Source organism: Brevundimonas sp. Root608, from assembly GCF_001427825.1.
Classification (GTDB): domain Bacteria; phylum Pseudomonadota; class Alphaproteobacteria; order Caulobacterales; family Caulobacteraceae; genus Brevundimonas.
Window position 1 is genome coordinate 24,857 of sequence record NZ_LMGT01000006.1, and the last position, 14,488, is coordinate 39,344.

Below are 14,488 nucleotides of genomic sequence, written 5' to 3' on the forward strand. Positions count from 1 at the left end.
TTGGGTTGACCTTGCTCCGCCTGTTCCGATGTAATTTAGGTCTGGATCTTCGGGGTAATGAAGGCGCTTCTGCCTGCAAACCGTCTGTTCGCGGGCCCCGTCGATCCGTATGATCTGCCCGCGACAGGAACAGGGTGGTAACAGGTCTGTTCGAGCATGAATCGGGCCCTGCAACTGCAAGATGCCGGGCCTGTTGGTTTGTGTGCCGGATGGGCTTGCCGGCCAACGGGCGGCGACGGGCTTCCGGCTGCTTATTGCTCGCTTCCGGAGCGCCACAAGTTGTCTGTGAGAGGCTCGAGAAGATAGGCCAGCGCGGTTCGTTTTCTCAGCAGGATGATCACCTGGACCGGGGCGCCAGGCCGCAACGAGCTCGCCGCCCGTCCCAGGGTCTTCAACTCTGACGCCGGGACCACGATCTCCGCCCGGTAATAGGTGGCGCCGGTCTGTTCGACGGTGAAGCTGTCGGCTGAAATCCGGGTCACGCGGCCGTGAATCGTGGGCGGGCTGCGTTCGCGCAGCCCGGGGAACTGCACCTCGGTGGTCTGCCCGACGCGCAGGTTGTCGATATCGTTGGGATTGACCTGGGCGATGATCACCTGGGACGCGTCGCGGGGCACCACCTCCATCAGCGTCTGCCCCGGCTGGATGACGCCGCCCGGGGTGAAGATGGTTAGCCCCACGACCTCGCCCGACGCCGGCGCCCGCACCTCGGTCCGCGCGATCTGGGCTCTCAATTCGGCCATCCTGGGTCGTAGCTCGTTCAGCTGGACGTCGATCTGGCGGAGCTGGTCGGCCACATCTTCGTTCATCCGGGTGGACACGCCGGACATCTGCAGACGGGTCTCGCCAATCGCTTCCCGCGAGCGCGCGATCTGCGATCGCAGCGACCCCAGTTCGCCGTCCAGTTGGGCCGCCGTGCGTTCCAGCGCGCGCACGCGCGTCAGCGGCGCGTAGCCCTGCTCCGCCAGACTGCGCATCCCGGTCAGTTCTTCCTGGATCAGCCGCTGTTGTTCGAGGTTGGCGGCGATCTGCCCTTCATAGCCGGCGATCTGTTCGTTCAGCTGTGCGACGCGCTGGCCCAGCACGCCGGTCTCGGTCGAGCGGCCGCTGCGCCGGGCGCCGAACTGGAGCTGCTGGATACGCAGCGACTCCCGGGCGAGGACCAGGTCGTCCCCGGAGAGGTCGGCGAACTCGGGGGGGGTCGGTATGCCGCCGAGCCGGTCGCGCTCCGCGGTCAGGCGCGCCCGTTGGGCGATCAGGGCGAAGACCTGGCCGGCCACGCCGCGCTCGGTCGCCCGCAACTCGCCGGACGCCAACTGCAGCAGAATCTGGCCGCGGCGAACCGTGTCGCCCTCGGCCACGTGCAGGGCGCTGACCACGCCGCCTTCGCGGTGCTGCACAGCCTGCCGGTTGCCCGAGACGGCGATCTGGCCCTGGGCGTAGGCGCCGGCGTCAAGCGGCGCAAGGGCGGCCCAGCCCAGGAAGATGACGAAGAAGACCACGATGATAAGCCCGCCGACCGCGAGCTCGCGGCGCGGGGTGTCCGGCACCAGAACCGGTGGCTCCGGGGGCGGCGCGACGATGCCCGGCGCTGGAAGGGATGGCGTATCGGCGTTGGTCATTGGGAGCGCCCGGACGTCCGCGCGCTCGTCGCCTGCGGCGAGATTTGTTCCGTACCCGCTGGCTGCATCACTCCGGGGGGCGTGGACATCGGCCGTTCAGCCGCGGGCGTGGGCGGCGCGCCCGGTCGGCCGGCGGTGGCGCGCATCTTTTCCAGCACCTCTTCGCGAGGGCCCGCGAGCTGGACCACCCCGTCCCGCATCATCAACAGACGATCGACGCGCGCGAGCACCCCCGCACGGTGCGCGATGACAACCACAGCCGCTCCGCGCGCCGCCGCGCCCAGGATCGCCTGCATCAGCGCCGCCTCGCCTTCCTGGTCGAGGTTGGAGTTGGGCTCATCCAGCACAAGGAGGACCGGATCGTTGTAGAGGGCGCGCGCCAGTGCAATGCGCTGGGCCTGACCCGCCGAAAGGCCTTGGCCGAACGGTCCCAGGATGGTGTCATAGCCTTGCGGCAGGCGCTGGATCAGCTCGTGCGCGCCCGCCGCCATCGCGGCCTGCACGGCGCCGCGATCCGCGGTTTCCTGATCCAGCCCGGCGGAGGTGGCGAACCGCGAGATGTTTTCCTTGATCGAGCCAGCGAACAGGCTGGGGACCTGCGGCAGATAGCCGATCCAGCGCGCCAGTTCGTCGCCCTCCCGCGCCTCGTACTCGGCGCCGTCGAGACGGACCGCTCCGGCCTGGGGCTGCAGGGCGCCGGCTATGACGCGGGCGAGCGTGGTCTTGCCCGAGCCGCTCGACCCGACGATGCCCAGCGTCTGCCCCGGCTTCAACGCGAAGGAGACACCGCGCAATTGCGGCTGGTCGGTATCGGGGAATTTCACCGACACGCCCTCGACCTGAAGCCGTCCGCGCGGGTCGGGCAACAGGGTGCGTTCCCGCTCCACCGAGGCGGTGCTGGCGAACAGGTCGGTCAGGACTTTCCAGCTGCTCACCGCCTGAACCAGGCTGGGCCAGACGCCGACCAGCAGTTCGATCGGCGCCACGGCGCGGCTGAGCAGGACGGACGAGGCGATGATGGCCCCGGGCGAGATCTCGCTCTTGACCGCAAGATAGGCGGCCAGGCCCAACGCGGCTGACTGCAGGACGAGACGAAGGAATTTGATCGCGCCGGAATAGCGCCCGCCCGCCAGCTGGGCGTCTGCCTGGGCCGCGGTCGCGAGACGGCGCTGCTCGACCTGCCGCGATATCGACGCCTGCCTCATGCCAAGGGCGCGCACAACCTCGGACTGGCCCGCCACGCCTTCCTGCGCGGCGTAGGCCGAGTTCTGGGACTGCATGGCCTTCTTCAGCCGCGGACGGGTGTCGCGCTCGTTCAGCCAGGCCAGGGCGAACAGCACGCCGCCGCCGACCAGCGTAAGAAGCCCGATGGCCGGATGCAGCAGAAAGCAACACAGCAGATAGATGGGAGTCCAGGGCGCGTCGAACAGCGCCAGCATGCCCTGGCCGCCGATGGCCCCGCGCACGTGATCGAATTCGCGAAGCGCCTGGGTGTTCGGGGACTTCGCCTGCAGGTCGACAACCCGCGCCAGGACCTTGCCCGACAGCAGCCGGTCGAGCCGCAGCCCGGCCCGCAGCATCAACCGCCCGCGCAGCCAGTCGAGAGCGGCCAGCGCCGCCAGGGCGAAGACGGCGACGGCGGTGACCAGCACCAGCGTCAGCAGACCGCCCGTCGGTACGACGCGGTCATAGACCTGCATCATGTACAGGGTCGGCGTCAGATAGAGCAGGTTCACGAGGGCCGAAAACACCGCCGCCCACACGAAGTGCGGACGGCAGGCCCTCAACGCTTCGGCCAGAGGCTCGGTCCCCGGCTTGCTGGGCAGCAGGTTCTTCAACAAGTCTGGGCCACGCGTCTGCTACTCATAGGGTACAGGTATCGCACCTTGCGGCTCATACCATGCCCGGACGTCACCCCAGCAACGGTAAATGCCGACTTCCCTCGGGGCCTCAGCCCCAGGGATCGCTGCCCAGGCCGGGATGACCGAACCCGGTGTCGTGTACGTGGTCGTCCGGCGTCGGAAGCAGGGTGAACATCCAGAGGGGGTCGTCCCCCCCTCCGAACGTCAGCCCGCCGTCCTGGACGCTGAAGGCGTCCGCGCCTTCATCCAGCGACAGGGCGAACACCTCGCCATGCGGCAGCGGGATGAAGACGTCCAGGTCCCCCGCGACGGTCGCCGGATCGGCGATGACGTCGTCGGACACACTTTCAAGCGGGGGGAGCTCCCAGGAATCCGTTCCCGACGGATCATGCGATTGCAGATTTCCGATCCGCCCCCCGATGAAGAACTCATCCACGGCCGCGTCATACAGCCCCGTTCCGGCCGCCGATCCAGTCAGCGGCTCGAAGGCCGCCACGGAGGGCACGTATGACCCCGTCTCCCGGACCGCAACACTCCCCTCGCCCAGCGGAAGGTAACGTCCGACTTCTTCGCCTGCATCGAAGGACTCGACCGAATGGACGGTCGGTGTTGGCCGTTGAACGACGACCTCCGCCTCGTCCAGCAGATCGATCGGGCGCGCAGCCGGTATAAACCGCAGAACCGGCGCTCCCGGTTCCCGTTCAGCATTCCAGTCGATCGGGCCACGCCAGTCGGGGGTGAGCAAGCGGTTCATCACACGAACTCCCAGTCGGTGGAATGAATGGATCCGCCATTCTCGATCGTGATCACGTCGTGGATCGAGCCGTCAGCAGAGTTGATCTGCCAGTGGGTCGCGTCCAGCTGGACGAAGGTCGCGCCCTGCGCCGCCGTGCCGTAACCCCGGAAGACCAGTTCGTCGCCTGCGCCGTCGCCATTGCCGATGAAGTCGACGATGACATCGCCGTCGGCCTGACCTGCGTGGAAGACGAAGTCGTCATCGCCGAGACCGCCGATCAGCCGGTCCATGCCCGCGCCGCCGTCGATAATGTCGTTGTTGTCCGGCGTGACCACGCCGTCGCGGACGTTGAATACATAGACCCCTGCGATGCCGGTGTTTCCGACCGTGTTCTCGAGATCCAGCATGGCCGACGTACCCGACGAGGCGAACTCGAACGAGGTGCCGGTGCCGGAGTTGTAGCCGGCCCGTGCGTTGTCGCCCCAGGTGATGTCCTCGTAGCGGTAGATGATGTCGAAATCGCCATTCCCCCGGCTAATCAACTGGATCTGGAAGGCGTTCGGCGCCGTGCCGTTCGAATACTGGCCCACATCATCCCAGGTGAAGGTCAGCACGCCGTTGACGGCGTCCAGATCATAATAGACTTGGTTGGTGCCCTGCGACGTTCCACCGGGACTGGTCTGGCCCGCGGCGTTGCGGGTGTCGATATCCGTCCAGAACGCCGCGATCAGCGGGTTGCCGATGCCGGCGCTGATGCTCGACGGGGTGTAGCCGCCGAACGCGCTGTTGAAGGTGATGTTGCCGTTGTTGTTCAGGAACAGCGACGAGTAGGTGGTGCCGAAGAAGTCCAGACCCGCGGCGCCGAACACCGAGGTGATGTCGATCGGACCCAGCGAGGAGTCGTCGTTCCGGGCGAACAGCTGCTCGCCGAACCCACGCTCACCGCCCAGTCCGGTGACCAGGTTGTGGCTGGCCGTGTAGTAGGAGGCGGCCGTCGCCGTCAGTGGAGCCTGGACCGGCCCCTGAACGCCGGCGGCGTTCAGGGCGTCGCCCGAGATCACATCATTGCCCGCGCCGCCGGTCAGCCTGTCACTGCCGTCGCCGCCGACGATCGTGTCGGCTCCGACGTCCCCGGTGAGGGTCTGGTTGCCCGCCGAGCCCGTCAGGGTCTGGTTGACGATGTTGACGTCCAGGCTGAACACGTCGGACGCCGCCTGGGCGCCGCCCGATGCCGTGACCTTGATATCCAGGTGACCCACGTCGGCGCCTTGCGGGGTGCCGGAGAAGGTGCGGGTCGCGGCGTCGAAGCTCAGCCACGAGGGCAGCGGATTGCCGTTGGCCAGGGTCGCCGTCAGCGTGAGGGTCGAGTCCGGATCCGTGAAGGTGTCCGCGGCCAACGTGTAGCTGAACGCGCTGAGCATGTCGGACGACTGGTCTTCCGCGGCGTGGCTGACCACGGTCGCATCGTCCTTGCCGATCACGGTGACGCTGGCGGTGGCGGTGCTGACGCCGCCGCGGCCGTCGCTGATGGTGTATTCGAAGGTGTCGACCAGTTGCTGGCCGGCGGCCAGGAAGTCCAGGTGGCCGGCGGGGTTGTAGGTCACGGTGCCATTGGCGTTGAGTGTGACGACGGCGCCGTTGGCGCTGGCGCCCACCGAGATCACGGTCAGGGCGCCGCCATCCGGATCGACCGCACTGGAGGTGAAATTCGAGGCCGGGAAGGTGAAGTTCTCATCCTCGCCGACGCCGTTGCGCAGGATGCCGGCGAAGCCGAGATCCAGGCGCGCGCCGACCGCACGGCCGCCGGTCGCGTCATACGAACCGACGCGGAACTCGATCACATAGTTGCCGCTGCCCGCCAGGACGACATCCTGGGTGACCACGCCTGTCGAGCCCGAGAACGGCGTCTGGTAGTTGAACACCGTCTGCACGATCGCACCGGTGACGGCATCGCGGATGTAGCCCGTGCCGATCGCCTGGTCGCTGCCCGAGGACAGCTTGTAGACGAAGCGGACGGTATCGCCCGCCTGACCCGCGAACGCCGCACTGGTGATCGACGGACCAAAGCCGGTGCCGTAGCCGTTCGGCACCGTGCCGGTGAACTGCAGGACCGCTACGGCCGCGTCGCCGGCGATGGGTGTTCCCGACCGGTCGACGACGGCGGTCGAGCTGTTGGTCGACGTCAGGCCGCTGGTCGCGGTGCTGACCGTCCAGCCCTGGAAGTTCGGCGTGGCCTCAAAGCCGCCGTTGCCGAGCTGGTTGGCTTGCAGGGTGACGTTCTGGGCCACCGGCGCGTCATTGGCGCCGTTGATCGTGATCGTCAGTTGGGCCGTGTCGGTCAGACCGGCCGCGTCCCGCACCGTATAGGTGAAGGTGTCGGTCAGGGCCTGGCCGGTCGCCAGGGCCTGAACCGCGGCGTGGGTCTCGTTGACGGCGTAGCTGTAGCTGCCGTTGGCGTTGAGCACGAGCGTGCCATAGGCGCCGTTGAGCGGCGAACCCACTGTTCCCGCCGTGCCGCCGCCGGCTTCGGGGCCGGTGCGTTCGGCCGAGATGACCAGCACCGCATCGTCGATGTCGGTGTCGTTGGCCAGCACATTGCCCGTGGCTGCGGAGCCCGGGGTTCCGTTCTGGACGCCGCCAGCCTCGATAGCCGAGCCTGTGTCGTTGACGGCGACCGGACGGTCGTTGACCGGGTTGACGGTCAGATTGACCGTACTGCTGGCCGAACCGCCCTGGCCGTCGCTGATGATGTAGTCGAACGTCCGGGCGCCGTTGGCGTTGGCGGCGGGCGTATAGGTCAGCGTGCCGTTGCCGTTCAGGACCACGCGACCGCCGTCCGCCAGGGTCACCGAACCGCCGGCGGCGATCGCCGAACCATTGATGTGGGTGACCGTGCGGCTCGAACCGTCCACGTCCGTGTCATTGGCGCGCACGTCGAAGTTCACCGAAGTGTCCTCGTTCGTCGTGATCGAGTCGGGGTTCGCGACCGGCGCGTCGTTCACCGGGTTGACGGTGACATTGACCGTGCTGGCGGCCGAGCCGCCCTGGCCATCGTTGATCGTGTAGTTGAAGCTCTTGGCGCCGTTGGCGTTGCCCGCCGGCGTGTAGGTCAGCGTGCCGTTGGCGTTCATCGCCACCAGTCCGCCGTCCGCCAGGGTCACCGAACCGCCGGCGGCGATCGCCGAACCGTTGATGTGGGTGACCGTGCGGCTCGAACCGTCCACGTCCGTGTCGTTGGCGCGCACGTCGAAGGTGACGGGCGTGTCCTCGTTGGTCGTGGCTGTGTCAGCGTTGGCCACCGGCGCGTCATTCGTCCCGGTGACAGTGACCGTGACCGGCTGGGTGGCCGAGCCGCCCTGACCGTCCGAGATCACGACGTTGTAGGTCTGGGTCAGAACCTGACCCGCGGCCAGGAACTGGACGGCTGCGTTGTCGACCGCGAAATTCCAGTTGACCGAGCCGGCGCCGTCGCCTGCGCCGTTGTCGGCGACCGTCGTTGTGAAGGTTCCCAGATAGCCGGTTCCCGCAGCCGTAGAACTGACCGAATGGCCGTCGATCAGGTTGACGTCAGTGAAGGCGACCACACCCGCCGCCGTGACCTGGGCGTCCTCGACCGTCGCGCCGGCGAACACGCCGCCGGACACGATCGGCGCCAGGTTGCTGCCGGTGAGGGTGACGGTGACATTCTGGGTCGCCGTGCCGCCGTGGGCGTCGTTGACGGTGACGGCATAGACCTGTGTGCGGGTTTCGCCTGCGCCGAGGAACTGGACCGCGTCATTGGACACGTTGAAGGTCCAGGTCACATCGCCTTCGCCATCGCCGGAGCCGTCGTCATTGACATGGGCCGAAAGGCTGCCGAGGTAGTCTGAGCCTTGGGCCGCGACCGAGACCGTGTGCCCGTCAGCCAGGTCCACGTCGGCGAAGTTGATGACGCCCGTGTCGGAGATCAGGGTGGTCACGCCGCCCAGACCGCCGCCGGAGCCGCCCAGCAGGCCGTACTGGCCCGTCGAGTTGCGGACCGAGAGCTCCAGCGAGGCCTCTCCGCCGTTCTCGAAGAAGAACAGTTCGATCGTGTGATTGCCCGGCGACAGCGCGATGCTGCCCTCGAACGGCGACTCGGGGTGGTATCCGGCGTCCGCGATGACCAGCACGCCGTCGACCAGCAGGAAGACGCCGTCGTCGTTGAACGTCCGGAAGGTGTAGGTGTCTGCCGTCGTCACCGAGAACTGCGAGGTGATGCGGGCGAAGAAGACGTCATTGACGCCGCCCGTACCCGACTGACCCGCGGCGACAGCCGCCGGCCAGGGCGAGCTGCCGGGCAGTTCGCCCGAGAAGCCGCCGGGATCATCGGTGTAGTCGATGACGCTGGTCGTCGCCGTGTAGTTGGCCGGGTTGCTGGCGGCGTAGTTGCGCAGCGTATTCAGATCGTTCGACTGGAAGCCGGTGAACTGCTCGACCAGGAAGCTGATCGGCGCCGGAGGCGTGGCGGTGGCCGGATCGATCGGTTCGGCGGTGACGCCGCCCGAGGTGTCCGAACCGTCCGCGACGATGGTCGGGGCGTCGTTGGAGCCGGTCAGGACTACCGAGACGGTCTGATCGACCGTGCCGCCGTGGCCGTCGTCGATGGTGATGACGTAGCGCTGGGTGATCGTCTGACCGGCGGCCAGGTAGTCCAGTTCGCCGTCAGCCGCCGCGAAGGTCCAGTTGACCGTGTTGGTCGCTTGGTCGACGCCATCGATGGTCAGGCCGCCGACATAGCCGGATCCCTGGGCCGCGGCCGTGGCGGTGTGCGTGTCACTGAGGTCGACGTCGAAGAAGGCCGTCGAACTGCTGGCGGTCAGGCTCGCCGAGCCTTCGTTGGCGTCCCCGTCGGCCAGTTCCGCCAGCTGGACCGTCGCGCCCGTCGAACCGATGACGATCTCGTCCAGGAAGATGTAGTCGTTCTGCGGGGCGTCGAAGCGGACTTCGTCGACGTTGCCGAACGCAGAATCCAGCGTGACGACCTGATGTTGGCTGTTGACGTTGAAGGTCTGGGTCGCGACCAGAACGCCGTCCACATAGCCGTAGATGGTCGCGGTCGAGTTGGACGCGAAGTTGGCGACCGAGAAGCTGCGGATGCCGAAGTTGGCGCCATCCTGACGACTGATCGTGCCGTCCGAACCGCTGACCGACCAGTTGTTGTTGCCGTAGGTGTAGGCCATGCCGCCGCCATTGGCGCCATAGCCGTACGGGTAGTCGTAGAAGCCGTCGAAATCGAAGCCGTTCTCCTGGAACGACCAGTTCGTGCCGTCGTAAACGCTCGAGTCCTGGGAGTCGCTGAAGCTGAATACCTGGCTGGCGCTGCTGGTGACGGTCGGCGCATCGTTGGAGCCGGTGACGGTGATGGTGACCACCTGCTCGACCGTGCCGCCTTGCCCGTCGCTGATCGCGACGGTGTAGTTCTGGGTGCGGGTCTCCCCGGCGCCGAGGAAGTCGATGTCCGCGTCGTTGACCGCGAACGACCAGCCCACCGAGTTGCCGTCCTGGTCCACGCCCCCGAGGGTCAGAGAACCAAGATAGTCAACACCCTGCGGTGTGACGCTCGCGTTGTGGGTGTCGATCACATCGACATCCGCGAACGAGATGGAGCCGGTGGCGCCGAGCAGCACGGCATTCTCGCCCGCCGACAGGTCAGCCGTTTCGGTCACGCCGCCCGAAGCGACCGCCGCCGTGATCGTCGGCGCGTCGTTCGTACCCGTGATGGTCACGGTGACGGGCTGGTTGACCGTTGCGCCCTGCCCGTCGGAAACGGTGACGGTATACGTCTGGGTCACCGTTTCACCGGCGGCGAGATACTGGATCGCGGCGTTGTCGACCGCGAAGTTCCAGCTCACGGAGCCCGCGCCATCATTGGCGCCGTTGTCAGTCACGGTGGCGCTGAAGGTTCCGAGATAGCCGGGACTATCCGCGGCGCTCGACACCGTATGGGCGTCGCGCAGATCCACATCGGCGAAGGCGATCGCGCCCGAGGCGGCGACCACGCCGTCCTCGACCACGGCGCCGCTCGAAACGGCCGAGGTGATGGTCGGAGCGTCGTTCGTGCCCACGATGGTAATATTCACCAGCTGCTGGGTCGTGCCGCCATTGCCGTCGTCGATCGTGACGATGTAGCGCTGGAGCCGGCTCTGGCCAGCGGCCAGGAACTGCAGTTCGGCCTCGCTGGCGTTGAAGGTCCAGGAGACCTCGCCGCCGCCAGCGGCGGTCGCGGGTTCGCTGACCGAGGCGCTGAAGCTTCCGACATAGTCGGTTCCATCCGCAGCGCTGCTGACGCTGTGGCTGTCGATCAGGTCGACGTCGTCGAACGCGATGACGCCGGTCGCCGCGTGGACGACGTTCTCGATCACCTGGCCCGACGAGAAGGCCGTGGAAATGGTGGGACGGTCGTTTTCGCCCGTGATGGTGATCGTCACCGTGTCGCTGGCCGTGCCGCCCTGACCGTCGTTGACGGTCACGACATAGGACTGCGTCCGGGTTTCGCCCGCGGCCAGGAACTGGACGGCGGCGTTGGCGACCGAGAAGGTCCACTGGATCGAGCCGGCGCCGTCATTGGTGCTTGCGTTCGACACGATGGCGGTCAGACCGCCCAGATAGCCGCCGCCCTCGGCGACGACGCTGACCGTGTGGCCGTCGCGCAGATCGACGTCGGCGAACGTCATTGTGCCGGTGTCGGTCAGCTGAAGGTTCTGGCTATCCACGCTGACGTTCAGCGCATAGGTGCCGGCCGAGGACTGACCGAACTGATCGAAGTCCTTGACGACGATGTAGTAGGTTCCGCCCGAAGCGGCGACGAACTGCAGGAAGGAATCCTGGGTCGAGGTGGAGCCGCCGCCGCCCAGCGTGGTCGACGAGTCATCGTTGAAGTTCAGCAGATTGCCGGCGGCATCGTACAGGAAGACGAAGCTGTCCAGACCGCCGACGCCCGGGATGATGCCGGCGAAGTCGACGTCCAGAGTCAGGGTCTCGCCCGCCTGCAGGTCGATGCGGAACACGTCCTGGTCGGCGCTGGTGGAGATCGCGCCCTGGATCCGGACCGACGGATCGGTCGGGTCGGCCAGATTGGTGTTGCCGGCGTTGATGCGCATGTCGGCGCGGTTGATGACCTGGGCCGTGGCGAAGGCGTTGTTGGACTCAATGTCCGCCATGACAGGCGTGGTCGGGGCCTGGACGCCCGTGACGGGCTCGGCCTCGCTGACGCCCCCCTGCACGTCCGCCGTGGTGATGACCGGCGCGTCGTTCGTGCCCGTGATGGTCACTGTGACGGTCTGGTTGACCGTTCCGCCCTGACCATCGTCGACGGTGACGGTGTAGGTCTGGGTGACGACCTGGCCCGCGGCCAGGTACTGGATCGCCGCATTGTCGACGGCGAAGTCCCATGCAACTCCGCCCACGCCGTCGCCGGCGCCGTTGTCCGTGACATGGGCGTTGAACGTTCCGAGGTAACCCGGGCCATTGGCCGCGCTGGACACCGCATGGCTGTCGCGCAAGTCGATGTCGGCGAACGCGATGGCGCCCGAGGCGGCGACCACGCCATCCTCGACCACGGCGCCAGAAGCGACGGCGGCCGTGATTGTCGGGACGTCGTTCGTGCCCGTGATGGTGACGGTGACCGGCTGGCTGACCGAGCCGCCCTGCCCGTCATCGACGGTGACCGTGTAGCTCTGGGTCAGGGTCTCTCCAGCGGCCAGATACTGGATCGCTGCATTGTCGACTGCGAAATTCCAGGTCACCGAGCCGGCGCCGTCGTTTTCTCCGCTGTCGGTCACTGTCGTGGAGAAGGTTCCGAAATAGCCGGGAGCCGCCGCCGTGCTGGTGGCGGTGTGGGCGTCGCGCAGGTCGATATCGGCGAAGCCGATGGCGCCCGAGGCGGCGACAACGCCGTTCTCGACCACGGCGCCGCTCGACACGGCCGAGGTGATGGTCGGCGCGTCGTTCGTGCCCGTGATCGTGACGGTGACCGTCGCCGTGCGGACATCGCCGTCCGAGTCCGTGACCGTATAGGTGAAGGTGTCAGTCGCCGTCTGGCCCGCGGCCAGGAACTGCCAGTAGGTCGGGCTGGGCGTGTAGACGAAGCTGGCCGTGTCCGGCGTGCCGGGCGCGCCGCTGGTGCGGGTCAGGGTGACTGAACCATGAGCGGGCTGGGTGTTCGTCAGGTTCGCGATCAGGTCCGGCACGCTGTCGTTGGCCAGGACGTTCACCGAGACGCTGACGCTCTCTTCGCCGGCGGACATCACGTCATTGACCAGCGTCACATCCTGGTCGCGCGGGTCCATCGCGACACCGTCAACGGTGACCTGAAGCTTCTCGAATTTGGAAACTGTCAGGCCGAAGGAGAAGGTGAAATTGGCATTGGTGGCCTGACCGTTCACCGGGTTCGTGACCTGGGCGAGGAAGGTCAGGTAGCGGGCAAGGTCAGCCTGGACCATCGGGGTCTGCCATTCCGCCCGGGTCATCACCAGCCTGATGGTGTCTATGCCGGAGCCGCCGTCGTAGACATCGGTCGAACCAACGTTCTCGCCCAGCACATAGATGGCGGTATCGTCGCCTGCGTCGCCGCTCACGATGTCGTTGCCGGATCCGCCGTCAATGATGTCGTCGCCCGAACCGGCGTTGATGCGATCGTTTCCGCCCATCCCGTAGATGGTGTCGGCCCCGGAGCCCCCGTTCAGGTGCTCGCTGCCGGACGTGCCGGTGATGGTGTTCGAGCCGGAATTCGATTGCGTCGCCATTGTTCGCCCCGTGATTGATCTGCATCCGGGCGCAACGACAGGACAGCCGCCCGACCGCAAGAGGCCGAACAGGTCGGTTTCGTCGAAACCGATCCGCGTCTGACTTGAAATTCCCCACCCCGATTTCGCGCGCCGCATTCATTGCGATCACGCACCGGTGAGAGACCCGCGTTCAGCGGAGTCGTCACCAGCCGACAGGAAGTTAACGGCTCGTTAGCATTGCGATATGCCTGAGCGTCTCAATTTCAGTGGTCATCTATTGCAAAAGCTGACGATTTCGCGTCACGAGCGAGAAACATAGTCAACATAATTTCTTCGTCGGACAGCGTTCCATCGACGTTGAATTGCGCCCGCTTATCGATACAGGTCTGAGTCAGAAGTCGACATAACGGGAATCTGTGGCGTTCATGGCGTTGGGTAACAAGTCGTCCGGCCCGCCTCCCGCAGCGGGCTGGAGCATTTCGGCCAAGGACGTTCCGTCCGCTCTTGATTTCTACCTCAACGGGATCAGCGACTGGTACGGGGTGTCGGAGATCGACCACGGCCAGGCCTTCTTCACCGACAACATCGTCTATCAGTTCGGCCCGTATGTGCTCGGTCGGGGACGATCCGTCGGGCAGGTGCTCGTTCGCGGGCCGGGCGAGATACGGCGTTCGGGCCTGGACAGCGTGGCGCTCATGCTGGACCTCGCCGGCATGAAGGGAGACGCCGACGGCGTCGACATCAACACGCCCGCGGGGTCTTTCCATCTGCGCGACCTGGCGCGCCCTTCCGCGCTCAAGGTCGGCGCGGTAGACGCCGTGGTCCTGGCCATGCCGCGAGACGTGGCGCCGCGCTGGCTGGTCGACCGGAACTTTCACGGCCTGACCATCGACGGCACGTCCCGGCTCAGCCGGTTGCTGACCGGACAGCTGATCGCACTTCTCGAGTCAGCACCGTCTCTCACCGTCGAGGATGGCTTGGCGAGCATCGAGGCCGCCCTCGTGCTGGCAGGACGGGCCTTCACGGACACAGGCCGCCTCAGCACCGATCAGACTGCGGCGGTCTACCGGGGCTTGCGATCCTCGGCCGTCGCCCTGATCGATCGGGCGGTCCACGATCCTCATTTCACGATCGGGTCCCTCACCCACGCACTGGGTGTCTCCAGAGCCACCCTGTTCCGGGCCTTCGCCCTGTCCGGGGGCGTCCAGCTCTACATCAAGCATCGGCGGCTCGAGTTCGCGCGTGAGGCCTTGCTGGCGCGGGTCGGCCGACGGCCCACCATCGGCGAGATCGCGCACGCTCACGGCTTCGTCAGCGAGTCCCACTTCAGCCGGTCGTTCCGGGATCATTATGGTCAGGCGCCCGGCGCAGTTCAATCGCCGGGGCCATCTGCGCGGCCGGCCTCCGATCAGGCCGGCATCCGCTACGATCTGGTGCTGGGGTGGATGAGCGGAAGCGACGGCCCGCGGGGGCGGGCCGAGAATGCCTTGGCTATCGAAGACGATTTGTCGTCCGACTGAC

5 protein-coding genes are annotated in these 14,488 nt (G+C 66.8%); 1 reads left to right on the top strand and 4 read right to left on the bottom strand.

All coding sequences use genetic code 11. The annotated features are described in order from the left end of the window. Positions 1-251 precede the first annotated feature (251 nt). The 4 genes from ASD59_RS09765 to ASD59_RS14275 all read right to left on the bottom strand — a co-directional run bounded on the left by ASD59_RS09765 (position 252) and on the right by ASD59_RS14275 (position 12,985). On the bottom strand, positions 252-1,622 hold the full coding sequence (locus tag ASD59_RS09765; protein ID WP_055831360.1) for an HlyD family type I secretion periplasmic adaptor subunit: 1,371 nt from the start codon (positions 1,620-1,622) through the stop codon (positions 252-254). Continuing rightward, positions 1,619-3,460, bottom strand: a complete 1,842-nt coding sequence (locus ASD59_RS09770) for a type I secretion system permease/ATPase (protein ID WP_235561790.1) — start codon at positions 3,458-3,460, stop codon at positions 1,619-1,621. Before ASD59_RS09770 ends, ASD59_RS09765 begins: the two co-directional genes overlap by 4 nt. 112 nt (positions 3,461-3,572) lie before the next feature. Further along, positions 3,573-4,229, bottom strand: coding sequence for a hypothetical protein (locus ASD59_RS14270; RefSeq protein WP_156377002.1), 657 nt, complete (start codon positions 4,227-4,229; stop codon positions 3,573-3,575). Positions 4,230-4,237: 8 nt separating this feature from the next. Continuing rightward, a complete protein-coding gene (locus ASD59_RS14275) occupies positions 4,238-12,985 on the bottom strand; it encodes a VCBS domain-containing protein (protein ID WP_055831363.1) in 8,748 nt (2,915 codons plus the stop codon). A gap of 407 nt (positions 12,986-13,392) precedes the next feature. Between ASD59_RS14275 and ASD59_RS09785 the strand changes: the two genes are divergently transcribed. Then, on the top strand, positions 13,393-14,487 hold the full coding sequence (locus ASD59_RS09785) for a helix-turn-helix domain-containing protein (protein WP_055831365.1): 1,095 nt from the start codon (positions 13,393-13,395) through the stop codon (positions 14,485-14,487). The last annotated feature ends 1 nt before the right edge of the window (position 14,488 follow it).